This is a genomic window from Pseudomonas sp. P65(2024), assembly GCF_057480955.1.
Map to the genome: position 1 here is coordinate 213,340 of NZ_JBLIYX010000001.1, position 24,045 is coordinate 237,384.

The 24,045-nt window shown below is 64.0% G+C and carries 22 protein-coding genes, 4 tRNA genes and 1 pseudogene; 10 read left to right on the plus strand and 17 right to left on the minus strand.

Going from position 1 to position 24,045, the window contains the following annotated elements:
• Positions 1 to 67: 67 nt before the first annotated feature.
• On the plus strand, positions 68 to 436 hold the full coding sequence (locus AC25MA_RS01010; protein WP_028692628.1) for an Mpo1-like protein: 369 nt from the start codon (positions 68 to 70) through the stop codon (positions 434 to 436).
• A gap of 60 nt (positions 437 to 496) precedes the next feature.
• On the opposite strand, the gene AC25MA_RS01015 is transcribed toward AC25MA_RS01010, so the two are convergent.
• The 3 genes from AC25MA_RS01015 to AC25MA_RS01025 all read right to left on the minus strand — a co-directional run bounded on the left by AC25MA_RS01015 (position 497) and on the right by AC25MA_RS01025 (position 2,439).
• A complete protein-coding gene (locus tag AC25MA_RS01015; protein ID WP_028692629.1) occupies positions 497 to 1,294 on the minus strand; it encodes an acyl-CoA thioesterase in 798 nt (265 codons plus the stop codon).
• Positions 1,295 to 1,378: 84 nt separating this feature from the next.
• Positions 1,379 to 2,146, minus strand: coding sequence for a CHAD domain-containing protein (locus AC25MA_RS01020; protein ID WP_207851492.1), 768 nt, complete (start codon positions 2,144 to 2,146; stop codon positions 1,379 to 1,381).
• A gap of 14 nt (positions 2,147 to 2,160) precedes the next feature.
• The gene (locus AC25MA_RS01025) at positions 2,161 to 2,439 is read right to left on the minus strand and encodes a hypothetical protein (protein WP_028692631.1); all 279 of its coding nucleotides are present in this window, start codon (positions 2,437 to 2,439) and stop codon (positions 2,161 to 2,163) included.
• 158 nt (positions 2,440 to 2,597) lie between these two features.
• Here AC25MA_RS01025 and AC25MA_RS01030 point away from each other — a divergent pair, with 158 nt between their 5' ends.
• Positions 2,598 to 3,638, plus strand: coding sequence for a patatin-like phospholipase family protein (locus AC25MA_RS01030; RefSeq protein WP_028692632.1), 1,041 nt, complete (start codon positions 2,598 to 2,600; stop codon positions 3,636 to 3,638).
• Positions 3,639 to 3,745: 107 nt separating this feature from the next.
• Here the strand turns inward: AC25MA_RS01030 and AC25MA_RS01035 are convergent, their stop codons facing one another.
• The 11 genes from AC25MA_RS01035 to AC25MA_RS01085 all read right to left on the minus strand — a co-directional run bounded on the left by AC25MA_RS01035 (position 3,746) and on the right by AC25MA_RS01085 (position 13,341).
• Positions 3,746 to 5,605: a SurA N-terminal domain-containing protein gene (locus AC25MA_RS01035; RefSeq protein ID WP_062359508.1), complete on the minus strand. Its 1,860-nt coding sequence runs from the start codon at positions 5,603 to 5,605 to the stop codon at positions 3,746 to 3,748.
• A 180-nt stretch (positions 5,606 to 5,785) separates the two neighbouring features.
• The gene (gene hupB, locus AC25MA_RS01040; protein WP_011533117.1) at positions 5,786 to 6,058 is read right to left on the minus strand and encodes a nucleoid-associated protein HU-beta; all 273 of its coding nucleotides are present in this window, start codon (positions 6,056 to 6,058) and stop codon (positions 5,786 to 5,788) included.
• 153 nt (positions 6,059 to 6,211) lie between these two features.
• Positions 6,212 to 8,608, minus strand: a complete 2,397-nt coding sequence (lon, locus tag AC25MA_RS01045; protein WP_028692634.1) for an endopeptidase La — start codon at positions 8,606 to 8,608, stop codon at positions 6,212 to 6,214.
• 155 nt (positions 8,609 to 8,763) lie between these two features.
• Entirely contained in the window at positions 8,764 to 10,047 is a 1,284-nt protein-coding gene (clpX, locus tag AC25MA_RS01050; RefSeq protein ID WP_028692635.1) for an ATP-dependent Clp protease ATP-binding subunit ClpX, read from the minus strand.
• Between the two features lie 108 nt (positions 10,048 to 10,155).
• The gene (gene clpP, locus AC25MA_RS01055) at positions 10,156 to 10,797 is read right to left on the minus strand and encodes an ATP-dependent Clp endopeptidase proteolytic subunit ClpP (RefSeq protein ID WP_043213484.1); all 642 of its coding nucleotides are present in this window, start codon (positions 10,795 to 10,797) and stop codon (positions 10,156 to 10,158) included.
• Between the two features lie 91 nt (positions 10,798 to 10,888).
• Positions 10,889 to 12,202: a trigger factor gene (gene tig / locus AC25MA_RS01060; RefSeq protein WP_028692637.1), complete on the minus strand. Its 1,314-nt coding sequence runs from the start codon at positions 12,200 to 12,202 to the stop codon at positions 10,889 to 10,891.
• A 248-nt stretch (positions 12,203 to 12,450) separates the two neighbouring features.
• Positions 12,451 to 12,750, minus strand: a complete 300-nt coding sequence (locus AC25MA_RS01065; RefSeq protein ID WP_028692638.1) for a DUF6388 family protein — start codon at positions 12,748 to 12,750, stop codon at positions 12,451 to 12,453.
• Positions 12,751 to 12,900: 150 nt separating this feature from the next.
• A tRNA-His gene (locus AC25MA_RS01070) sits at positions 12,901 to 12,976 on the minus strand.
• 36 nt (positions 12,977 to 13,012) lie between these two features.
• Positions 13,013 to 13,097 (minus strand) — tRNA-Leu (locus AC25MA_RS01075).
• A gap of 56 nt (positions 13,098 to 13,153) precedes the next feature.
• A tRNA-His gene (locus AC25MA_RS01080) sits at positions 13,154 to 13,229 on the minus strand.
• 35 nt (positions 13,230 to 13,264) lie between these two features.
• Positions 13,265 to 13,341: transfer RNA gene (locus AC25MA_RS01085), tRNA-Arg, on the minus strand.
• 255 nt (positions 13,342 to 13,596) lie between these two features.
• On the opposite strand from AC25MA_RS01085, the gene folD reads away from it, so the two are divergent.
• The 8 genes from folD to AC25MA_RS01125 all read left to right on the plus strand — a co-directional run bounded on the left by folD (position 13,597) and on the right by AC25MA_RS01125 (position 20,647).
• Positions 13,597 to 14,451, plus strand: coding sequence for a bifunctional methylenetetrahydrofolate dehydrogenase/methenyltetrahydrofolate cyclohydrolase FolD (gene folD / locus AC25MA_RS01090; protein ID WP_028692666.1), 855 nt, complete (start codon positions 13,597 to 13,599; stop codon positions 14,449 to 14,451).
• Positions 14,452 to 14,650: 199 nt separating this feature from the next.
• Positions 14,651 to 15,568 (plus strand): citrulline utilization hydrolase CtlX, encoded by a 918-nt coding sequence (gene ctlX, locus AC25MA_RS01095; RefSeq protein ID WP_028692667.1) that lies wholly within the window; start codon positions 14,651 to 14,653, stop codon positions 15,566 to 15,568.
• Between the two features lie 19 nt (positions 15,569 to 15,587).
• Positions 15,588 to 16,634, plus strand: coding sequence for an ornithine cyclodeaminase (locus AC25MA_RS01100; RefSeq protein ID WP_486971690.1), 1,047 nt, complete (start codon positions 15,588 to 15,590; stop codon positions 16,632 to 16,634).
• A 422-nt stretch (positions 16,635 to 17,056) separates the two neighbouring features.
• A complete protein-coding gene (locus tag AC25MA_RS01105) occupies positions 17,057 to 17,839 on the plus strand; it encodes an ABC transporter substrate-binding protein (RefSeq protein ID WP_028692669.1) in 783 nt (260 codons plus the stop codon).
• Between the two features lie 68 nt (positions 17,840 to 17,907).
• Positions 17,908 to 18,615 (plus strand): ABC transporter permease, encoded by a 708-nt coding sequence (locus tag AC25MA_RS01110; protein ID WP_182323711.1) that lies wholly within the window; start codon positions 17,908 to 17,910, stop codon positions 18,613 to 18,615.
• Positions 18,612 to 19,325, plus strand: coding sequence for an ABC transporter permease (locus AC25MA_RS01115; RefSeq protein ID WP_028692671.1), 714 nt, complete (start codon positions 18,612 to 18,614; stop codon positions 19,323 to 19,325). Before AC25MA_RS01110 ends, AC25MA_RS01115 begins: the two co-directional genes overlap by 4 nt.
• 4 nt (positions 19,326 to 19,329) lie before the next feature.
• The gene (locus tag AC25MA_RS01120) at positions 19,330 to 20,142 is read left to right on the plus strand and encodes an ABC transporter ATP-binding protein (RefSeq protein WP_280093063.1); all 813 of its coding nucleotides are present in this window, start codon (positions 19,330 to 19,332) and stop codon (positions 20,140 to 20,142) included.
• Between the two features lie 13 nt (positions 20,143 to 20,155).
• Positions 20,156 to 20,647, plus strand: coding sequence for an Lrp/AsnC family transcriptional regulator (locus AC25MA_RS01125; protein ID WP_028692673.1), 492 nt, complete (start codon positions 20,156 to 20,158; stop codon positions 20,645 to 20,647).
• Between the two features lie 52 nt (positions 20,648 to 20,699).
• On the opposite strand, the gene AC25MA_RS01130 is transcribed toward AC25MA_RS01125, so the two are convergent.
• From AC25MA_RS01130 to AC25MA_RS01140, 3 genes and pseudogenes are all read right to left on the minus strand, one after another.
• Complete coding sequence (locus AC25MA_RS01130) at positions 20,700 to 22,382, minus strand: putative bifunctional diguanylate cyclase/phosphodiesterase (protein ID WP_486971691.1); 1,683 nt, start codon at positions 22,380 to 22,382, stop codon at positions 20,700 to 20,702.
• A gap of 12 nt (positions 22,383 to 22,394) precedes the next feature.
• A complete protein-coding gene (locus tag AC25MA_RS01135; RefSeq protein ID WP_371349884.1) occupies positions 22,395 to 23,504 on the minus strand; it encodes a methyl-accepting chemotaxis protein in 1,110 nt (369 codons plus the stop codon).
• 174 nt (positions 23,505 to 23,678) lie between these two features.
• Positions 23,679 to 23,993 (minus strand): annotated as a pseudogene (locus AC25MA_RS01140) (PAS domain-containing protein); the annotation flags it as partial.
• Between the last annotated feature and the right edge of the window lie 52 nt (positions 23,994 to 24,045).

The window sequence follows — 24,045 nt, forward strand, 5'->3', positions numbered from 1 at the left end:
GCCAGCCTCGATTGGCCCCCGCCCGGGGGCCGCACTAAGCTTTGGACAAGCCCCAGAGGATCTGTCCATGAGCAAACGACTGCCCAATCTGCCCGCCTGGCAATGGCGCGGCTACCACCACAACCATCGCCACCCCGCCAATCTGGTGCTGCACCTGATCGCCGTGCCGCTGTTCATCCTGGGCGCGCTGCTGGTGTTGTCGGGGCTGTTTGGACTGGACCTGTCGCAGATCGCCGTGGGTATCATCGCCCTGGTGGCCGGGCTGGGCCTGCAACGCCAGGGGCACCGCCTGGAAGCCGAGCAACCCGAGCCGTTCACCGACCGCAAGGATGCCGTACAACGCCTGCTCACCGAGCAGTTCATCACCTTCCCGCGCTTCGTGCTGAGTGGTGCCTGGTGGCGGGCCTGGCGCGAGCGCCACAAGCACCGCCACTGACTGAAAACATCACCCGGCGTGGGAGCGGGCTTGCCCGGCGATTGGCTTGATGAAGCTGGCTCAGGCGAACACAGTCACCGTCTGCCGGCTCAACGCCAGCAACTCCCCTTCAGACGTCCACAATGCCGCGGCCGCATGGCCATAGCCATCACGGGCATACTCGGTCTCGACCACATAGCGGCACCAGTCGAGGGTTGACAGCTGCGGCGTGGGCTGCACGAACTCGATGGTCCAGGTCAGCGTGCTACCGGCGGCAGGCTGCTTGAGATAGGGAAGCAGACTGGGCGGCCAGGCATCGACCAATGCCAGCAGGTGCGCCACCCCGACCGGCTCCTCGGCGACATCGCGCAGGCGTACCCAGCCCCCCATATGGCGCGAGTCGTTGCCACTGAACGGCAGGCCGCCGACCGCCCAGCGAAACGCCACATGCTGCATGAACGCCGGTGTAATGCCCTTGATAAAGGGCAACTCCGGCGCCGCCTCCTGCAGCGGCTTCATCGGCATCGCGGCAGGCGCGTCGACCGCCACCACCGAAGGGCGACCAGCACCGAAGCTGCCCTGCACCAGGGTCACTACCTGGCCATCCTGCACGGCGCGCCCCAGCAAGGTGCTGACCGCCTTGCCCTCGCGCAGCACCTCCACCTCCAGGCTGATTGGCATATCCGGCGCCGCCGGGCCGACGAAGGTGATGGCCAGCGAACGCACCGGGCGGTCGTCGCCCAGCTTCTGGCGCATCGCTTCGTGCACCATTGCCGCCATCAGGCCGCCGAACACCGCGCGTCCCTGGGCCCAGCCGGCGGGTACGCTGATCGCCTCGGGGTGTGTGCGGGCGGCAGTCAGCAATTCTGTGAAGTTCATATGCCAGGGCTCCTGCGCAAAAAAGAACCGATAGTAACCAGCGATCACGCCAGCCACAGCCCGCATATCGGTCATTTGCCGGGACTAACGGTGCGCCAGAGCCTTTTGCAGCGCTTCGAGGGTGAGGTCGGAACGCGCCTCGGCAGCATGCAGCTCATGCTCCCAGGCCACCTTGCAGCCGAGCAGGTCGCTGTGCTCGCGCACCTGCAGCAACCACTGTACGCGGTCGTGCCAGTCACCCAGGTCACCCTGGGCCGACTTGAGCAGGCGCTGCAGCTTGCTGCCGGCGTGTTCGAGTTGCGGGTAGGCCTGGTCGCCATAGCGCACCCGCTTGATCAGCAGGCGCAGGCGGTGGCGGTCGTGGCCAGGGTCCGACAGGGCCACCTGCAGCTTGTGCCATTGCTTGTGCAGGCGCTTGTCGATGCGCTGCCCCAACTTCTGCGCCAACCCCTCACGGCCGGCGGCACGCAGGAACATCGGGAACGCATCGAGAATCGCCAGCACGCGATTGAGCTGGGCACTGGCCGCGACACTGGCATAGGTGCGCGCCCTGCCCTCCTGGCGACGCTGGCCTGCCTGCGCGTGCCCACGGCCGATCAGTTGCGCCGCCAGCACCTCGCGGTCACGCAGCGGCGTGGTCAGCGTGCCCAGCGCCCCGGCCGCCTGCTCGAGCTGTTCGACGCCCGGCAAGCCACGCAACGGCCGCAGCAGGCTGCGCAGACGCCGCAAGGTGATGCGCAGGTCGTGCAACGCCTCGCGGTCGGTGTCGGCGGCCAGGCGTTCGCGGCAGGCCAGCAGGCGGACCTGCAGCGCCAGAACCTGGCCGACCACATGATCGAGCATGGCGGACATGGGCAGCTCCTCGGTCAACGCCCGGCGCGGGATTCACGAATGTAGAAACGGGCCTTCTCGGCCTTGTGGGTACAGCCTTCGAAGCCTTCGAACTGCTGCTGGGTCTTGGCGCCGGTCAACAGCGACAGCGCCTTGGAATAACTCACGGTACCGGCAAAGCCTTCGGCCTTGGCCAGGTCCAGTTCCTTCCAGGCGGCATCGAGCTGGGTCGCGCAACTGTCACGATAGGCCGTCTTGCCCGCGCAGCCGACCAAGGCCAGGGCAATCAGAGGAAGGGTGATCCAGGCTTTCATCGGTAATACCTCGAGGGTGAAAAACTAAGGTGGCCGTTCGACGGCAAAGCAAACGAAAAGTGCCCTGCTCAGCGTAGCCCAGCACGGGCTACATTGAAGCACAGGTGGCAATGGGTGCATTGTTGGACCATGGTGGCACAGCCACAGGGGGAAAAGTCATGGGCAAACGCGTGGCATTGGTGCTGGGCTCCGGTGGCGCCCGAGGGTACGCGCACATCGGCGTGATCGAGGAAATCGAACGGCGCGGCTACGAAATCGGGTGCATCGCCGGCTGCTCGATGGGCGCTGTAATCGGTGGCATCTACGCCGCCGGCAAGCTCGACGAATACCGCAGTTGGATCGAGAGCCTGGACTACCTCGACGTGCTGCGCCTGGTGGACGTCAGCTTCCGCCTGGGAGCGATCCGCGGCGACAAGGTGTTCGGTCAGATCCGCAAGATCGTCGGCGAGATCAACATCGAGCAGTTGCGCATCCCCTACACGGCGGTCGCCACCGACCTCACCAACCAGCAGGAGATCTGGTTCCAGGAGGGCTGCCTGCACCAGGCCATGCGCGCCTCGGCGGCCATTCCCAGCCTGTTCACCCCCGTGGTGCAAGGCAACCGCATGCTGGTCGATGGCGGCATCCTCAACCCGCTGCCGATCGTGCCGGTGGTGTCCAGCCACTGCGACCTGATCATCGCCGTCAACCTCAACGCCACCAACCAGAAGCAGTACCAGCTGCCGGTGATCGAGCGCCCGGCGGCGTTCAAGATGCGCTTCGATGCCTTGATCAGTTCGCTCGGCTCGCGCCTGCCGTTTCGCCGCAAGCCGGCCGAACAACTGATTCGCCTGGAGCAGGAAATCACTGCCGAGGGACTGGCCAGTCCCAATCCGTGGCTCGCGGACAGCGCCGCCCCCGAGGGCCAGCAGCCGGCGGCTGCGCCGCAGAGCGAGGGAGCGCCGAAGTCGGCCACCGGGTCGTTCATCGTCGACAACGTCGGCCCTGCCTCCCTGCTCGACCTGATCAACCAGAGTTTCGAGGTGATGCAGACGTCACTGGCGCAATACAAGATCGCCGGCTATCCGCCGGATGTGCTGATCAACGTGCCCAAGCGCGTGTGCCGGTTCTTCGAGTTCTACAAGGCACCGGAGCTGATCGCCCTGGGGCGGGAGATTGCCCGGGATACGCTGGACAATCATGAGGGGGTTCAGCGATAGGTCTCTCTTCAGGCCGCGTGCAGTCCCTGAGGGAGATATGCGAAGGTCTTGATCATCGGAAACGAAACAGGCCGCATACGCGGCCTGTTTCGTGATCAGCGCGCCACTCAGTAGCGCGTGATGTCGGCACTGCCCTCAAGCAGCTTGCGATAGGCCGCGAAGTCCTGCGAACCGGCACGCGACGCGAGGTAGCGACGGATCTGCGCCTTCTCTTCGTCGGTGGCGGCGGCGCCCTCGTTGACGCCCTTGAGCTGCAGGACCACCAGGCTGCCGTCGCCCAGGACCACGCTGCCGTAGACCGGCTTGTCCTTGGACGCAGGCTTGCCGAGACGGAACACCGCCTGCAGCTCGGCCGGGTCGATACCGTCCTGGCCACGGGTGACCGCTTCGTGGACCTTCCAACCCTGACCTTCGGCCTTGGTCGAACCCTCGCGCAGGCCGGCGATCAGCTTGTCAGCCTTGGTCTTGAGCTCGGCAATCGCCTTCTCCTTGGCCAGGTGCTGGCTGATGTTCTTGGCCACGGCCTCCAGCGGCAGTTGCTCAGGCTTGCGATGCTCCTTGACGCGCAGTACCACCACGGTCTCCGGATCCAGCTCGATGGCGTTGCTGTTGGCGCCCTCTTCCAGCACCTGCTCGCTGAACGCGGCCTGGATCACCGCACGGTTGGCGGTGATGCCTTCACCACCCTCGCGACCGAAGGCTGCCGAGGTGTGTACCTTCAGGCCCAGGTCCTGGGCCGGCTGGGCCAGGTCGGAGGCTTCGAAGGCGGTATCCTCGAGCTGCTTGGTGGCCTCGACGAAGCGCTGCTCCACCTGCTGGGTCTTCAGCTCGTGGGTCAGCTTGTCCTTCAGGCTGGCGAAGCTCGGCACGTCCGGCGCCTGCACACCCAACAGCTTGATCAGGTGGTAGCCGAACTCGGTGCGCACGGGTGCGGACACCTGGTCCTTGTTCAGCTTGTACAGCGCGTCCTCGAAGGCCGGGTCGTACACGCCGGGGCCGGCGAAGCCGAGGTCGCCACCGGTATTGGCCGAACCCGGGTCCTGGGAGAATTCCTTGGCCAGCTTGGCGAAGTCCTCACCCTTGTCCAGGCGCTGCTGTATCTCTTCGATACGGGCCTTGGCCTTGGCATCGTCGGTCTTGTCGTTGACCTCGATCAGGATGTGCGCGGCATGGCGCTGCTCGCCAAGGTTGGCGATCTCCTTCTCATACAGGGCCTTGAGCTCGCCGTCATCGACCTTGACCTGGTCAAAGAAAGCCGACTTCTTCAGCTCAAGGTAGTCGATGACCACCTGGTCCGGGGTCATGAATTCCTTGGCGTGCTGGTCGTAGTGCGCCTTGACCTCCTCATCGCTCACCTTGACTGCGGCCGGGTCGGCCTTGAAGGTCTGCGAAGCGAAATCACGGGTCTGCTTCTCGAGGCGGGCGAAGGCCTCGACCTGCTTGTCGGTGACGAAGCTGCTACCGGCAAGGCCGGTGCGCAGCTGGCCGATCAGCATTTCCTGGGCGAGCATCTCGCGGAACTGCATGCGGCCGTAACCCATCTGGCGGATGACCGAGTCAAAGCGCTCGGCGCTGAACTTGCCATCGACCTGGAACTCAGGCGTCTGCAGGATCAGCTGATCCAGCGCGGCCTCGGAAAAAGCGAACTTGGCGTCTTCGGCACCCTGCAACAGCAGCTTGCGATCGATCAGCCCCTTGAGCGCGGCTTCGCGCAGCATCTTCTCGTCCAGCAGCGCAGGGTCGAAATCCTTGCCCAGCTGTTGCATCAGCTGGCGGCGCTGCATGTCCACGGCCTGACTCAGCTCGTTCTGGCTGATGGTCTGGCCGTTCACCTTGGCGGCGTCCTGGCTATGGCTGGCGGCCTGGAAAATGGCCTCGAAGCCGGTCAACGCCATCAACACGACGATAAGGCCGATGATGGTCTTGGCAATCCAACCTTGTGAATTGTCCCTGATATTCTGCAGCATGCGTCCCCCAGAAACGGCTGTACCACTGCGTCGACAACCGCGGAGCGTGGGTAGAATCCTGATAGAAGAAAGGCGCATCCAGTGGATGCGCCTTTTCGAAGCGAGCGTGCCAGCGGGAACGTTTGCGACCCGCCGGCACGCGGTCGGCCCTGACGATGCCCGGGCCGGCTGAAAGACGACTTAGTTGACGGCGTCTTTCAGGCCCTTGCCAGCCTTGAAGCCTGGAACCTTGGCGGCAGCGATCTTGATCGCCTTGCCGGTTTGCGGGTTACGGCCGGTGCGCTCGGCGCGCTCCTTGACCGAGAAGGTACCGAAACCTACCAGTACCACATCGTCACCTTGCTTCAGGGCGCCGGTGACGGATTCGATGACTGCGTCCAGCGCACGGCCGGCTACAGCTTTCGGGATGTCAGCAGATGCGGCGATAGCGTCAATCAGTTCCGACTTGTTCACTCTAAGTCCCCTTATTTCTCTATTGAGTTTGTTTCTAAGTATGTAATGAAAAGCTTATGAAACGAGCGCTGGGTGGCCTGTTGACACTGGCGTGCCGTTTTATAGCAAGGGCCGGAAAATACTGTCAACCAACGCCCCCCAGCGAAATACGTACTAGTGCGTGCTGATTCTTTCCTTAGCATCGCCGTCGCGCTTCTCATCTTTCGCGACAATCTCCGGAGCCACATCTGGCAAGGGCTCCGGGGCGTATTGCAGCGCAATTTGGAGGACTTCGTCAATCCATTTGACCGGTTTGATCTGAAGATCCTGTTTGATATTTTCCGGAATCTCCTTCAAGTCGCGAACATTCTCCTCGGGAATGATCACCGTCTTGATCCCACCGCGGTGTGCCGCCAGCAGTTTTTCCTTGAGGCCACCGATGGCCAGGACTTGGCCGCGCAGAGTGATCTCACCGGTCATCGCCACATCGGCGCGCACCGGGATCTGGGTCAGGGCCGACACCAGCGCGGTACACATGCCGATACCGGCACTCGGGCCGTCCTTGGGCGTGGCGCCTTCGGGCATATGGATGTGAACGTCGCGCTTCTCGTGGAAATCTGCAGCGATTCCCAGACTCTTGGCGCGGCTGCGCACCACCGTCTGCGCGGCGGTGATCGACTCGACCATGACGTCGCCGAGCGAGCCGGTCTTGATCAGTTGGCCCTTGCCCGGGATCACCACGGCCTCGATGGTCAGCAGTTCACCGCCCACCTGGGTCCAGGCAAGACCGGTGACCTGGCCGATCTGGTCCTGCTGCTCGGCCAGGCCATAACGGAACTTGCGCACGCCCAGCAGTTGCTCGAGCTGCTCGCCGCTGACCTTCACCTTCACCTGTTTGGCCCCGGTGTGCTCCTTGACCACCTTGCGGCAAACCTTGGCGATCTGGCGCTCCAGGCCACGCACGCCAGCTTCGCGGGTGTAGTAACGAATGATGTCGCGGATGGCCGATACCTCGACCTCCAGCTCGTCCTTCTTCAGGCCGTTGGCCTTGACCTGCTTGGGCACCAGGTACTTGACCGCGATGTTGATCTTCTCGTCCTCGGTGTAACCCGGCAAGCGGATGACTTCCATGCGGTCGAGCAGCGCCGGCGGGATGTTCATCGAGTTCGAGGTGCACAGGAACATCACATCCGAGAGGTCGTAGTCGACTTCCAGGTAGTGATCGTTGAAGTTGTGGTTCTGCTCGGGGTCAAGCACTTCCAGCAACGCCGAGGCCGGATCGCCGCGCATGTCGCTACCCATCTTGTCGATTTCGTCGAGCAGGAACAGCGGATTACGTACACCGACCTTGGTCATTTTCTGAATCAGACGACCGGGCATCGAGCCGATGTAGGTGCGGCGGTGGCCACGGATCTCGGCCTCGTCACGCACGCCGCCCAGGGCCATGCGCACGAACTTGCGGTTGGTGGCGGCGGCGATCGATTCGGCCAGCGAGGTCTTGCCCACGCCGGGCGGACCGACCAGGCACAGCACCGGACCGCGGATTTTCTTGACGCGTTTCTGTACGGCGAGGTACTCGAGAATGCGCTCCTTGACCTCTTCCAGGCCATAATGGTCGGCATCGAGGATCTCTTCGGCCTTGGCCAAATCCAGGCGTACCTTGCTCTGGGCCTTCCACGGCACCTGTACCAGCCAGTCGAGGTACGAACGCACCACGGTGGCCTCGGCCGACATCGGCGACATCTGCTTGAGCTTGTTCAGCTCGGCCTGGGCCTTGGCCAGGGCGTCTTTCGGCAGGCCGGCGGCGTCGATGCGCTTTTTCAGTTCCTCGACTTCGTTGTGGCCTTCGTCGCCATCGCCGAGCTCTTTCTGAATGGCCTTCATCTGCTCATTCAGGTAGTACTCGCGCTGGCTGCGCTCCATCTGCTTCTTCACCCGGCCACGGATACGCTTCTCGACCTGCAGCAGGTCGATCTCGGCGTCCAGCAGCGCCAGCACGTGTTCCACGCGGGCCTGCAGGTCGACGATCTCGAGGATCTCCTGCTTCTGCTCGATCTTCAGCGCCATGTGCGCAGCCATGGTGTCGACCAGGCGGCCTGGCTCCTCGATGCTGTTGAGCGAGGACAGCACTTCGGCCGGGACCTTCTTGCCCAACTGCACGTACTGCTCGAACTGCGACAGCAAGGTCCGCACGAACACTTCGGACTCGCGCTCGGCGGTCTCGGTTTCGTCGATCAGGCTGACTTCGGCGCGGATATGGCCGTCGACTTCGTTGAAACGTTCCACGGCGCCGCGCTGTTCACCCTCGACCAGCACCTTGACGGTGCCATCGGGCAGTTTGAGCAGTTGCAGCACGGTGGCGACGGTGCCGACGCGATACAGGGCGTCTTCGCCCGGATCATCGTCAGCCGGATTCTTCTGGGCCAGCAGGAGGATCTGCTTCTCGCCCGTCATCGCCGCCTCGAGGGCTTCGATGGACTTCTCACGCCCCACGAACAGTGGGATGACCATGTGCGGATAGACGACGACGTCGCGCAATGGCAAAAGAGGCAAGTCGAGGGTGGTCTTCATGATTTCGCCTCTACAGCGGCCTTGGTGGCCGGAAACCGTTGGAAATGGTGCTTGGGGCTAATGTGGGGGCAGGCCTGGCAAATTACAAGCGCCCAGGCCATGAAATGCAAAAAGGGGCCAAAAAGGCCCCTTCGTGCGTGCTGCCCCTTGCCCGATCAGGCGTCGGGGGCGGCCTTGGCCTGCGGCTCGCTGTTCTCGTAGATGAGCAGCGGCTGCGACGAGCCTTCGATGACGCTTTCGTCGATCACCACCTTGCTGACATCCTTCTGCGAAGGGATCTCGTACATGGTGTCGAGCAGCACGCCTTCGAGGATCGAACGCAGGCCACGGGCGCCGGTTTTGCGCTCCAGTGCCTTGCGCGCGACGGCCTTGAGTGCATCGCTGCGGAACTCGAGGTCGACGTCTTCCATCTCGAACAACTTGGCGTACTGTTTGGTCAGCGCGTTCTTCGGCTCGGTGAGGATCTGCATCAGCGCAGCCTCGTCCAGCTCGTCCAGGGTCGCGAGCACCGGCAGGCGGCCGACGAACTCCGGAATCAGGCCGAACTTGACCAGATCGTCCGGCTCGACCTCACGCAGCGACTCACCGACCTTCTTGCCCTCTTCCTTGCTGCGTACTTCGGCACTGAAGCCGATGCCGCCTTTGGTCGAGCGGTTCTGGATGACCTTTTCCAGGCCCGAGAAGGCGCCTCCGCAGATGAACAGGATATTGCGGGTATCGACCTGCAGGAACTCCTGTTGCGGGTGCTTGCGGCCCCCTTGCGGCGGCACGGAGGCCACGGTGCCTTCGATCAGCTTCAGCAGCGCCTGCTGCACGCCCTCGCCCGAAACGTCACGGGTGATGGACGGGTTGTCCGACTTGCGCGAGATCTTGTCGATCTCGTCGATGTAGACAATGCCCATCTGGGCCTTTTCCACATCGTAGTCGCACTTCTGCAGCAGCTTCTGAATGATGTTCTCGACGTCCTCACCGACATAACCAGCTTCAGTCAGGGTGGTGGCGTCGGCAATGGTGAACGGCACGTTCAACAGGCGCGCGAGCGTCTCGGCGAGCAGCGTCTTGCCCGAGCCGGTCGGCCCGATCAGCAGAATGTTGCTTTTGCCCAGTTCGACTTCGTCGCCTTTCTTGTCACGCTGGTTCAGGCGCTTGTAGTGGTTATACACCGCTACTGCCAGGACCTTTTTCGCGCGCTCCTGACCAATCACGTACTGGTCCAGGATGCCGCTGATTTCTTTCGGCGAGGGTAACTTGTGCGCGTTGCTCTCGGCCTGGGCTTCCTGCACCTCCTCACGGATGATGTCATTGCACAGGTCGACGCACTCGTCGCAGATAAATACCGAGGGGCCGGCAATCAATTTACGCACTTCATGCTGGCTTTTGCCGCAGAAGGAGCAGTAGAGCAATTTGCCGTTGTCCTCGCCGTTACGGGTGTCAGTCATTCGATCGATCCAATCCGGTAGGCTTGAAACACAAGATGAAGGCAATCGCTGGCTTTTTCAAGTCCGCGCTCGGGCGCAATCCGCGCCCGAACGCTCTGGCGCATTGCTTCAGGATGCCAGTTGCCGCTTGTCGTAGACCGAGTCGATCAGGCCGTACTCGGCCGCGCGCGCGGCGCTCATGAAGTTATCGCGCTCGGTGTCGCGCTTGATGGTCTCGAGGTCCTGACCGGTGTGATGGGCCAGCAACTCGTTCAGGCGCGCCTTGATGTTGAGGATTTCCTGGGCGTGGATCTCGATGTCGGTCGCCTGGCCCTGGAAGCCGCCCAACGGCTGGTGAATCATTACGCGCGAGTTGGGCAGGCAGTGGCGCTTGCCGGCGGCACCGGCCGCGAGCAGGAAAGCACCCATGCTGCAGGCCTGGCCGATGCAGATGGTCGAGACATCCGGCTTGATGAACTGCATGGTGTCGTAGATCGACATGCCGGCAGTTACCGAGCCGCCCGGGGAGTTGATATAGAGATGGATATCCTTGTCCGGGTTTTCCGCCTCAAGGAACAGCAGCTGCGCCACCACCAGGTTGGCCATGTAGTCTTCTACGGGGCCAACCAGGAAGATCACGCGCTCCTTCAGGAGGCGCGAATAGATGTCGTAGGCGCGTTCGCCACGGGCGGACTGCTCGATAACCATCGGGACCAGGCCGCCTGCGGCCTGGATGTCAGAGCTCTGCTGAATATAAGAATTGCGGGACATGTCCTGCACTCACTCCCAAATAGTCATGGCTTGAATACGCACAAGCCAGCGCGAAGGCTGGCTTGTGGGGGTTTCCTACGAGAGTAGCCTGTTACTCAGCGTCGGCAGCAGCCTGTGCTGGCTTGACGGCTTCTTCGTACGAGACCGATTTGTCAGTCACAGTCGCTTTCTGCAGGACAGTATCTACAACTTGCTCTTCCAGCACAACCGAACGGACTTCGTTCAGTTGCTGGTCGTTCTTGTAGTACCAGGCGATGACCTGCTCAGGCTCCTGGTAGGCCGAGGCCATCTCTTCGATGACTTCGCGAACCTTGGCTTCGTCCGGCTTCAGGTCGAACTGCTTGACCACTTCGGCGACGATCAGGCCCAGCACGACACGGCGCTTGGCTTGCTCTTCGAACAGTTCGGCTGGCAGTTGGTCAGGCTTGATGTTGCCACCGAACTGCTGGACGGCCTGCACGCGCAGACGATTGACTTCGTTTTCCAGCAGGGCCTTAGGCACGTCGACCGGGTTGGCGGCCAGCAGACCGTCCATGACCTGGTTCTTGACCTTGGCCTTGATGGCCTGGCGCAGTTCACGCTCCATGTTCTTGCGAACTTCGGCGCGGAAACCTTCCAGGGTCGATTCCTTGATGCCGAACTGGGCGAAGAAGGCTTCGTTCAGCTCAGGCAGCACAGGGGCGGAAACGCTGTTGACAGTGATGGTGAACTCGGCGGCCTTGCCGGCCAGATCCAGGTTCTGGTAGTCCTCTGGGAAGGTCACGCTGACCACGCGCTCTTCACCGGCCTTGGCGCCAACCAGGCCTTCTTCGAAGCCCGGGATCATGCGGCCGGAACCCAGCACCAGCTGGGTGCCCTTGGCCGAACCGCCGGCGAAGGCTTCGCCGTCGATCTTGCCAACGAAATCGATGTTGACCTGGTCATCGTTGGCAGCAGCGCGCTCGACGGCCTCGAAACGGGTGTTCTGCTTGCGCAGGACTTCCAGCATGTTGTCCAGGTCGGCGTCAGCCACTTCGGCGCTCAGGCGCTCGACGGCGATCGACTCGAAACCGGCAACGGTGAATTCAGGGAAGACTTCGAAGATGGCGACGAACTCGAGGTCCTTGCCTTTCTCGAACGATTTCGGCTCTACGGCAGGGGCGCCAGCCGGGTTCAGCTTCTGCTCGACAATGGCTTCGTAGAAGGAAGCCTGGACCAGGTCACCGAAAGCCTCTTGACGGGCATCGGCTTCGAAACGCTGGCGGATCACGCTCATCGGCACCTTGCCCGGACGGAAGCCGGCAACCTTGGCGCGCTTGGCAGTCTGCTGCAGACGCTTGTTGACTTCGTTCTCGACGCGCTCGGCCGGAACGGCGATGGTCATGCGGCGCTCGAGAGCGGAAGTGTTTTCAACAGAAACTTGCATGGATATTCCTCGTTGCACAGACGTTAGCCGGCGATAGCCCGACTCCAGAATCAAGGGCAAACATTCTAGTGACTCATCAAGCAGAAGTCACCCCACCCGGATTGTCGGCGAGCCGCGCCGGTCGATTTCCTTGAAAGGCCCGCCCGCCTTGGCGTCGAGCCTGTTTCATTCACGGCCGCGCAGGCCCTTGTGGCCCGCGCGGTTGTAAAACCTTGTCAAACAAACAACAGCCAGAAAGATCGTCCGGCTTACTGCGGATCGAGGTCGTTGAACTGGCAGTATTCTTCCCAGGCCATGCCCAGCGCCTCGGCCACCTCGCGATGAGTCTCCAGGCGCATGGCCTGCAGTTGTTCCGGCGACTCGGCGATCAGTTGCAAGGCATACTCCCAGGGCTCGACGCCCTGCTCCTGCGCCGCATCCTCGAACGCCCACTCGATCTGCTGGGCCTGCTCGCGGGCATCCAGCTCGCGGATCTCCTCGAGCAGTTGCGGATTGGCCTCGGCGAAACGTTGCAGCGCCAGGGCCTGGCGCGCTTCTTTTGCAATCATCTGCGCTATTCCTCTGCCGGCATCTCGGCCAGCCCTTCAACCGGCTGAAATCTATCAGCTTTTATTGCTCCGCCACCAGTAGCCACGAGGCCCGTACGGCAGAAACGAAAAAGGCGCCCGATCATCCGATGCGGGCGCCTTCTTCAAATATGGGGTGGACGATGGGAATCGAACCCACGACAACCGGAATCACAATCCGGCGCTCTACCAACTGAGCTACGCCCACCATAATGCAGTGTTGCGGTACAGCCTTACAGAAACATGGTGCGGACGAAGAGACTCGAACTCTTACAGCTTGCGCCGCTGGAACCTAAATCCAGTGTGTCTACCAATTTCACCACGTCCGCATGAAACTCAAAAACAAAGGCGCCGGATCATTCAATCGAGGCGCCCCTGCAGAATCTGGGGTGGACGATGGGAATCGAACCCACGACAACCGGAATCACAATCCGGCGCTCTACCAACTGAGCTACGCCCACCATATTGCGGTACTACTTACTTGCCCAGGCCTTAATGGCGCACCCGGCAGGACTCGAACCTGCGACCATCCGCTTAGAAGGCGGATGCTCTATCCAGCTGAGCTACGGGCGCTTAAGCTTACAGTCCAGCCGAACAAACTAACCGCTTATTCTGCCCGACTTTGCCAACCCGTGCCAGGCAGTGCCCGACAAGTGCGGCGAATCTTATAGGCGACCCTGGAGGTCGTCAACACCTTTCGCAAAAAAATTTAAATTATTGAAGGGGTTAGGGGATTTGCCCGACCACTCGCCTTTGCCCTTGGGCCGTGTCGTGCGAGAATACGCGCTTCTTATATATGTTCCCTTCTCGATGGTTAATCACGCGTCTATGACTGCACACCTAATCGATGGCAAGGCGATCGCCGCCAACCTGCGCCAGCAGATCGCCCAACGTGTCGCCGAGCGCCGCCAGCAGGGCCTGCGCACGCCTGGCCTGGCGGTGATCCTGGTCGGTACCGACCCGGCCTCCCAAGTCTATGTCTCGCACAAGCGCAAGGACTGTGAAGAGGTCGGTTTCATCTCCCAGGCATTCGACCTGCCCAGCGAGACCACGCAGCAAGCCCTGACCGACCTGATCGATCGCCTCAACGATGACCCGGCCGTCGACGGTATCCTGCTGCAGCTGCCGCTGCCCGAGCACCTGGACGCCTCCCTGCTGCTCGAGCGCATCCGCCCGGACAAGGACGTGGACGGTTTCCACCCCTACAACATCGGCCGTCTGGCCCAGCGCATCCCGCTGCTGCGCCCGTGCACGCCGAAGGGCATCATGACCTTGCTGGAGAGCACCGGCCAGGACCTGTACGGCATGAACGCGGTGATCGTCGGCGCATCCAACATCGTCGGCCGGCCAATGGCCATGGAGCTGCTGCTGGCCGGCTGCACCGTCACCGTCTGCCACCGCTTCACCAAGGACCTGGCCGGCCACGTCGGCCGCGCCGACCTGGTGGTGGTCGCCGCCGGCAAGCCGGGCCTGGTCAAGGGTGAATGGGTCAAGGAAGGCGCCATCGTCATCGACGTCGGCATCAACCGCCAGGACGACGGCAAGCTGGTCGGCGACGTGGTCTACGAGACCGCCCTGCCCCGCGCCGGCTGGATCACCCCGGTGCCGGGCGGCGTAGGCCCGATGACCCGCGCCTGCCTGCTGGAGAACACCCTGTATGCGGCTGAAGAGCTGCACAAGTAGGTTGTTCCGGCAATGACGCAACGGCGCCTCTCGAGGCGCCGTTTTCGTTTGAATGCCCGTCTCCACGGAACCGCAGCCGATTCGGCTGGCAACCCATCCATTTCAGCTGGACCGGCTGCCCACCTCTCACGCTTCAGCCGGGATTGCCTCGCGATCCCCCTGACAATGGTCACACAGCCCACCCGTGGATGCGTGCCCAATGCAAACAACAAATACCGTCCTCATGATTCGCCCGGCGCGGTTCGCCTTCAACCCCGACACCGCCGCCAACAACCGCTTCCAGCAGGCGCCGTCGGACCCTCAGGCCGCCAGCGAAAAGGCCCTGGAAGAATTCGACGGCTACGTCGACACCCTGCGCCAGCATGGCGTCGATGTGCTGGTGGTGCAGGACACCCCTGAACCTCACACCCCCGACTCGATCTTCCCCAACAACTGGTGGAGCAGCCACGCCGACGGTAGCCTGGTGCTGTACCCGATGGAGGGCGAGAACCGCCGCCTGGAGCGCAGCAAGGGCGTGCTGGGCGTGCTGCGGGAGCGCTTCGCCATCCAGCGCACCATCGACCTGAGCCCGCTGGAACAGCAGAATCTGTTCCTCGAGGGTACCGGCAGCATGGTCCTGGACCGCGAACACCGCATCAGCTACGCCTGTCACTCCGGGCGCACCCACGAACACGCCCTGCGCCAGTTCGCCGAGCGCCTGGACTATCGCCTGTGCCTGTTCCACGCCGTGGACCGCCACCAGGCGCCGATCTACCACAGCAACGTAATGATGAACGTCGGCCGCCAGCTCGCCGTGGCCTGCCTCGACGCCCTGCCCCACCACGATGAACGCCGTGCCCTGGAGCATTCGCTGCGCGATACCGGCAAGCAGGTGCTGGCGCTGAACTTCGACCAGCTGGAGAACTTCGCCGGCAACATGCTCGAAGTCCACGACCGTGACGGCCGCTCCCTGCTGGTGATGTCTCGCAGCGCCTGGAATGCGCTCGACGCCGCCCAGCGCCGCCAGGTCGAGCGGCACAGCCATCCACTGGTGGTGAACATCGACCATATCGAACGCATCGGCGGCGGCAGCGCGCGCTGCATGCTCGCCGAAGTCCACCTGCCCTCGCGCCACTGACTCGACAAGGAAAATCATCATGACCCGCTACATCGACGTGCACGACCTCGCCCACCTGGTCAACCGCAAGGGATTGCCCACCTGCCTGGCCGAGATGGCCGAGTACATCCGCCAGGACTACCTGCGCTGGCATGACTTCGAGAAATGCCCGCGCCTGGCCAACCACTCGGCGGACGGGGTGATCGAGCTGATGCCGGTATCCGACGCCAACCTGTACGCCTTCAAGTACGTCAACGGCCACCCGAAGAACACCCATGACGGCCTGCTGACGGTCATGGCCTTCGGCGCCCTGGGCGATGTCGACACCGGCGCGCCGGTGCTGCTCAGCGAGATGACCCTGACCACCGCCATCCGCACCGCCGCCACCTCGGCCCTGGCCGCCCGCTACCTGGCGCGTCCGGACAGCAAGCGCATGGCGCTGATCGGCAACGGCTCGCAGAGCGAGTTCCAGGCCATCGCCTTCCATGCCTTGCTCGGCATCGAGGAAATCCGCCTGTTCGACATCGACCACAAGGCCTCGGCGAAACTCGCGGCCAACCTGGCCGGTTTCCCGCAACTGAAACTGATCATCGCCGACAGCGTGGCCGAGGCGGTGCGCGGCGCCGACATCGTCACCACGGTCACCGCCGACAAGGCCTACGCCACCATCCTCACCCCGCAGATAATCGAGCCGGGCATGCACCTCAATGCCGTGGGCGGCGACTGCCCGGGCAAGACCGAGCTGCACCGCGACATCGTCGAGCGGGCGCGGGTGATCGTCGAGTACGAACCGCAGAGCCGGATCGAGGGCGAGATCCAGCAGATGCCAGCGGACTCGCCGACCACCGAGTTCTGGCAGGTGGTCGAGGGGATCGCCGCCGGGCGCGAGAACGCCGCGCAGGTAACGCTGTTCGACTCGGTCGGCTTCGCCCTGGAGGACTACTCGGCGCTGCGCTATGTGCTGGATGTGGCCAGGGCGCTGGACATCGGGCGCGACATCGCGCTGGTGCCGCAGTTGGAGAACCCGAAGGACCTGTTTGCCCTGCTGCAGCCGAAAGTGGCGCAACGCAAAGCCAGCGCCGCCTGACCGGCTATACGCAACCCTGTGGGAGCGGCCTTGCCGAGGCGTCGGACCGGTCGGAAAGGGCTGCGCAGCGGCCCCAGGGTTTGAACTACGCAGCCGATATTGCCGGGGCCGCTCTGCGGCCCTTTCCGACCGGTCCGACGCCTCGGCAAGGCCGCTCCAGGGCCCGCGTAAACAGCGACCGACAAGCATGGCAGCCTCTCGGCCTGACAGAAACCGCTGTCGCACTTCCATAAAACTTTGTCGCAGCAGCCGATTCGGCTGCAGAAAGAAACTTTACAGCCGAATCCGGCAGCCCATGCGCAGGCAAACGACACAAAAAACCTGTCTATCTCACGCATTCTGAGCCCGACCCATGAGTCACCGACAGACCTACACGCGCTAATCGCCCTACTACCAATAACAACACCCAGGGACCCAAGACCATGCCCTCCATGCGAAAACGCCTCGGCGTGCTGCTGTTCTCGTTGTGCGCCACCACCCTCACCCAGGCCAAGGAGTGGACCGAGATCCGCTTCGGTGTCTTCCCCGAATACCCACCGTTCGAATCCGTCGCCGCCGATGGCAGCCTGCAAGGCTTCGACATCGACCTGGGCAATGCCATCTGCGCCAAGCTGCAGGTCAAGTGCACCTGGGTGCACAACGAATTCGACGGCATGATCCCCGCCCTGCGCGCGCGCAAGTTCGACGCCATCATGTCGTCCATGGCCGTGACCCCGGCGCGGCTGAAACAGATCGATTTCAGCAACCGCCTGTTCCTCAGCCCCACCTCGGTGATCGTGCGCAAGTCGGCCGACTTCGGCGACAGCGCCGAATCGCTCAAGGGCAAACAGGTCGGCGTGCTCCAGGGCTCGCTGCAGGAGGCCTACGCCCGCGCCGTGCTGGCGCCGCTGGGCGCGCAGGTCAAGGCCTACCAGAGCCAGGACCAGAACTACGCCGACCTGCTCAACGGCCGGCTCGACGCCACCGTCACCGACAAGCTCGAAGCCCAGTTGAACTTCCTCTCCAAGCCCGAGGGCGCCGACTTCAGGAGCGGTCCGGCGATCAAGGACCCGACCTTGCCGCTGGATATCGCCATGGGCCTGCGCAAGACCGACCCCGAGCTCAAGGCCCTGCTCGACAAGGGCATCGCCATGATCCACGCCGACGGAACCTACGCCGAGATCCAGAAGAAATACGTCGGCGACCTGGACATCTACAACGAGTGACCCGGCAGGCCGCCCCTCCCTGTGGGAGTGGGGCGGCCCCGCGATAGCCTCCCCGCGAGACCCCTCTCATGCACGACTACCTCACAAGCGGCCTGCAAGGCTTCGGCCCGCTGCTGGCCCAAGGCACCTGGATGACCGTCAAGCTGGCCTTGCTGTCACTGGCGTTGAGCCTCGCGCTCGGCCTGATCGGCGCCAGCGCCAAGCTGTCACGGTCCCGGCTGCTGCGCTTGCCGGCCACCCTCTACACCACGCTGATCCGCAGCGTCCCTGACCTGGTGCTGATCCTGCTGATCTTCTACAGCATGCAGATCTGGCTCAACGACCTGACCGAGGCGCTGGGCTGGGACTATGTCGAGATCGATCCGTTCGGCGCCGGGGTCATCACCCTGGGCTTCATCTACGGCGCGTACTTCACCGAGAACTTTCGCGGCGCCATCCTCAGCGTGCCCGCCGGCCAGCTGGAGGCCGCCACGGCCTACGGCCTGAGCCGGGCGCAGCGGTTTCGGCTGGTGCTGTTCCCGCAACTGATGCGCTTCGCCCTGCCGGGGCTGGGCAACAACTGGCTGGTGCTGCTCAAGTCCACCGCGCTGGTGTCGATCATCGGCCTGGCCGACCTGGTCAAGGCCGCGCAGAACGCCGGCAAGAGCACCAACGACGTGTTGTTCTTCCTGTGCCTGGCGGGCCTGGTGTACCTGGTCATCACCACCTTGTCCAACCGCCTGCTCAAGCACCTGGAGCGGCGCTACAACATCGGCATCAAGGAGCTGGCGCGATGATCGAACTCCTTCAGGAATACGGCCTTGCTTACCTGTACCACGATGGCAGCGGCCTGTCGGGCCTGGCCATGACTCTCTGGCTGTTCCTGGCCAGCATGGTGCTGGGCTTCGCCCTGTCGCTGCCGCTGGCCCTGGCACGCACCTCACGCCACGCCTACCTGCGCCTGCCGGTGCAGCTGTACACCTTCGTGTTCCGCGGCACGCCGCTCTATATCCAGCTGCTGATCTGCTACACCGGGCTCTACGGCCTGCAAGTGGTGCGCGAGCATGCCCTGCTCGACCAGTTTTTCCGCAATGCGCTCAACTGCACCCTGCTGGCGTTCGTGCTCAACACCTGCGCCTACACCGTGGAGATCTTCGCCGGGGCCATCCGCAACCTGCCCGCCGGCGAATTGGAAGCGGCCCAGGCCTACGGTCTGCGCGGCTGGAGGCTCAACCTGTTCCTGGTCCTGCCGGCGGCCCTGCGCCGTTCGCTGCCGGCCTACAGCAACGAGTTGATCCTGATGCTGCACGCCACCTCGCTGGCCTTCACCGCCACCGTCGCCGACATCCTCAAGGTGGCCCGCGACGCCAACGCCGCGACCTTCCTGACCTTCCAGGCCTTCGGCGTCGCCGCCCTGCTGTACATGCTGCTGTCCTTCGCCCTGGTCGGCCTGTTCCGCGTAGCCGAACGTCGCTGGATGCGCTTCCTTGACCCTGCACGAGGCTGAACCCATGACCGCTACCGCACTGCCACTCACCACCTTCGAACAGGCCCCCCAGGCACGTGCCCATGCCGGCACCCTCAAGCTCAGCGTCGACGGCCTGCACAAGCACTACGGCGAGCACCAGGTGCTCAAGGGCGTCTCGCTGCAGGCGCGCAAGGGCGACGTGATCAGCCTGATCGGCGCCAGCGGCTCGGGCAAGAGCACCTTCCTGCGCTGCATCAATTTCCTCGAAAAGCCCAACGCCGGCAGCATCACCCTCGACGGCCAGACCCTCGACCTGAGCAAGGGCACTCCGCCAGCGGCCCAACTGCAGAACCTGCGCACGCGCCTGGCCATGGTGTTCCAGCATTTCAACCTGTGGAGCCACCTGACGGTGCTGGAGAACATCTGCCTGGCGCCGCGCAAGGTGCTGGGCATCAGCGCCGGCGAAGCCGAGGCGCGGGCGCGCAAGTACCTGGACAAGGTCGGCCTGCCGGCCCGCGCCGCCGACCAGTACCCGGCGTTTCTCTCCGGCGGCCAGCAACAGCGCGTGGCCATCGCCCGGGCGCTGGCCATGGAGCCGGAGATCATCCTGTTCGACGAGCCCACCTCGGCGCTGGACCCCGAGCTGGTCGGCGAAGTGCTAAAGGTGATACAGACGCTCGCCGAGGAAGGACGTACCATGCTCATGGTCACCCATGAAATGGGGTTCGCCCGCCAGGTGTCGAGCCAGGTGCTGTTCCTGCACCAGGGCCTGGTCGAGGAAAGCGGCAGCGCCGAGATCCTCGACCGGCCACAGAGCGAGCGCCTGCGGCAGTTCCTCTCCAATCGTCTGAAGTGAAGTCACGCCGCCTATGGATAACAAGGCCATCACCCCCGCAGCTACACCGCTGGATCGCATCGACGAAGCGATCATCGACGTGCTGCGACACCAAGGAAGGATCACCTACGAGAAGCTCTCCACCCTCGTGCACCTGACCCCCAGGCCCTGCCTGGAACGGGTGCGCAAGCTGGAGCGGCGCGGGGTGATCCGCGGTTACGGGGCAATCATCGACCTGCAGCAGGTCTCCCCCGGGTTGTCGTTGCTGGTGCTGGTGGCCTTGTCCAACCAGAGCGGGCGCTCGGCGCAACGTGCCTTCGAAGCCACCGTGCGCGCCTGCCCGCAGGTCTACGAGTGCCAGCTGATCAGCGGGCACTTCGACTACAGCCTGCGTATGCGCTGCCGCGACATGGAGCACTACCGGGTGCTGACCGAGACCTGGATGAACAACGACGAGCTGCATATCGACAAGCTCGTGGCGCATCCGGAGCTGGCGGCGGTGAAGAGTACGGCGCCGCAGGCGTGAACAGGCACGGCCCCTGCAGGAATGGGTTTGTCCGTTCCTGCAGGGAGCAAGCTCAGCGCCACGCCTGTGGCTGCCGGTAGCCCGCCACCCACTGCGCCACCGCCTCCACCGGCATCGGCCGGGCAATGCCGTAACCCTGGGCCAGTTCGCAGCCCAGCCCCATCAGCACCCTTCCGTGCTCGACAGTCTCCACGCCCTCGGCGATCACTTCGCGCCCGAACGCCCGCGCCAGGCCGATCACCGCGCCAGTAAGAGTCAGGTCGTCATGGTCATGAAGGATGTCGCGCACAAAGGACTTGTCGATCTTGATGGTCTGCGCCGGCAGGCGCTTGAGGTAGCTCAGCGAGGAATAGCCAGTACCGAAGTCGTCCAGCGAAAAACGCACGCCCAGGGCTCGACAGGCATCGAGGCAACGTCCGACCCGCGGCAGGTTGTCGATCGCCACCGATTCGACGATCTCCAGGTCCAGGCGCCCGGGCGACACCCCGGGATGACGCGCCAGCAGGCGCTCAAGGCGCTGGGCAAAGTCGCCGCGCTGCAGCTGGCGGGCGGCGATGTTGACGCTCAGTGACCAATCGCGCCCGGACAGTTGCCACTGCTGCAACTGGGTCAAGGCCTGGTCGATGACCCACTCGCCCAGCTCGACGATCAGGTCGGTCTGCTCCACGAAGGGCAGGAACTCCCCCGGCGGCACCGGCCCCTTGGATGGATGCATCCAGCGCAGCAAGGCCTCGAAGCCGATCACCTGACCGCTGCGCATGTTCACCTTGGGCTGGTAGTGCAGGCACAGTTCGCCATGGCGCAGGGCCTGGCGCACCCGCGCCACGGTCTGGTGGGTGGCCTTGAGCTCGAGCTCCTGGGACACGTCGAACAGGTGGTAGCGGTTGCGTCCGCGCTGCTTGGCCACGTACATGGCCTGGTCGGCGTGGCGCACCAGGGTGTCGGCATCCTCGTCATCCTGCGGGAACAGGGTCACGCCGATGCTCGCGCTCAGGCTCAGCGACTGCTCGCGCACCACATAGGGCGCAGCTAGCGCCTGGAGGATACGCTGCAACGCGGCATGCAACTGCTGCGGACCTTCGATATGGCGCAAGATCAGCACGAACTCGTCACCCGACAGCCGCGCCACCGCATCACCGCCACGCAGGATGTCCTGCAGGCGTTGGGCGACCTCCACCAACAGCAGGTCGCCGGTGGCATGGCCGTAGCCGTCGTTGACCGCCTTGAAGCCATCGAGGTCGAGCATGCATACCGCCAACGGAATACTTTCCCGCCGGGAGAACGCCAAGGCCTGGTTGAGCAGGTCGGACAGGTAGGCGCGGTTCGGCAGGCCGGTCAGCACGTCATGCCCCACCCGCCACTGCAGGGTGTGCAGCAACTGGCGCTTCTCGGTGACGTCGAAGCGGATCGACACGTATTTGCGCACCCGGCCGGTGTGCGGGTCGATCAGCGGCACCATGGTGCTGTCCACCCAGTACAGCGAACCGTCCTTGGCTCGGTTGCAGATCTCGCCTTTCCACACCCGGCCGGCGGCCAGGGCGCGCCACATTTCGAGGAAGAAAGTCGGCTCGTGCAGCCCGGAATTGAGGATGCGGTGGTTGGCTCCCAGCAGTTCCTCGCGACTGTAGCCGGAGATGCTGCAGAACTGCTGGTTGACGTAGGTGATGCAACCGCGCAGGTCGGTCTCGGAAAAGATCGCGGCCGCATCGACGGCCGCGCGGTAGTTGTCGTCCATAACCCTCGCAACCTAGCGGTTGAAGCGCTCCACCAGGGCGCGCAGCCCGGCGCACACTTGCTCCAGTTCTGCGCCGCGCACGGCTGCGGCATTGGCGCGGCGGGCGCTCTGCTGCACCGTGCCGGCCACACCGTTGATCTGCCGCGAGACATCCTCGGCCACGCTGGATTGCTCCTGCGAGGCCGCGGCCATCTGCTGGCTCATGTCGCTGATACGCTGCACCGCGTGCTGGATGCCCTGCAGCGCCTCCTGGGTCAAGGCAACCTGGGCCACACCCTGCTGCGCGCCCTCCAGGCCCTGGCTGGCGATGCTTACCGCCTGCTCGGCACCGCCGCGCAGGCTGTCGATGATCGACTGGATATGCAGGGTCGACTGACGGGTCTTGTCGGCCAGGGCGCGGACCTCGTCAGCGACCACCGCGAAGCCACGCCCCTGCTCGCCGGCGCGCGCCGCCTCGATGGCGGCGTTGAGCGCCAGCAGGTTGGTCTGCTCGGCGATGGCGCGGATCATTCCGGCTGCCTCGGCAATTGCACCGGTCTGACCGGCCAGGTCGTTGACCGCCTGGTTGATCTGCCCGACCGTGCCGGCCAGGCTCTGGATCGCCGCGCCGGTGGCGTCAGCCACCTGACTGCCCTGACCGGCCAGCAGGTGCGCGGTATGCGCCTGCTCGGCGGTCAGTTGCACGTGGCCGGCGACCTCGCCAATGGAAGCGGCCATCTCGGTCATGGCGGTGGCGGTGAGGTCAGTCTCGGCACGCTGTTCGAGCAGCGCCGACTCGGTACTGCGCGACAACCGTCCGGCATCCTGAGCGGCGCCGGCCATCTGCACCGCGAGGTCGCTCAGGCGGGTGAGCGCGGTCTTCAAGCGCGCCTCCTCGCTGACCAGGATCAGCTCCAGCTGCCCGGCGGCACCAGGCAGGTCGCTATAGGTCAAGGCCGCAACCGGGTCGCTGAAGGTGTTGTCCGCAACCTGGACGATGCGCCGCAAGTGGCGCCCCATGCGGCTTTGCGCCCACAGGCCGACGCCGGCGAACAGCGCCAGGGTCAGACCTTGGGCGGGCAGGTCCGGCAATACCTGGCCGGCGCCAATGGCGACGGCCCCCGCCAGCAGCGGCAACGCCATGGCCCGCCCCAGCAGGGCCAGGCGCCGGGTCGGCGATAGCGCCGCCTGGCCCTCACGCAGCCGGGCGTACAGGGCTTCGGCACGGGCCACCTGCTCGCGGGTCGGACGCACGCGCACCGACTCGTAGCCGACCACCTGGCCGTTGTCGAGCATCGGCGTAACGTAGGCGTTGACCCAATAGAAGTTGCCGTTGCTGCAGCGGTTCTTGACGATACCCATCCAGCTGCGACCGGCCTTGAGGTACTGCCACATCAGCTCGAACACCGCCTCGGGCATGTCCGGGTGACGCACCAGGTTGTGCGGGCTGCCGATCAGCTCCTCCTGACTGTAGCCGCTGATGGCGGCGAACTCGGCGTTGCAGTAGGTGATCAGGCTGGCCGTATCGGTTGCCGAAATCAGCCGCTGGTGCTCGGGGAAGCTTTGCTCGACCGGATTGACCGGAAGGTTCTGACGCACGATGAGACTCCATTCATATACGGGCCGACGCATGGCCTGACAGGAGGCCAGGTGCGCCGGAACCGGTCATCCTGGATCAGTTCCA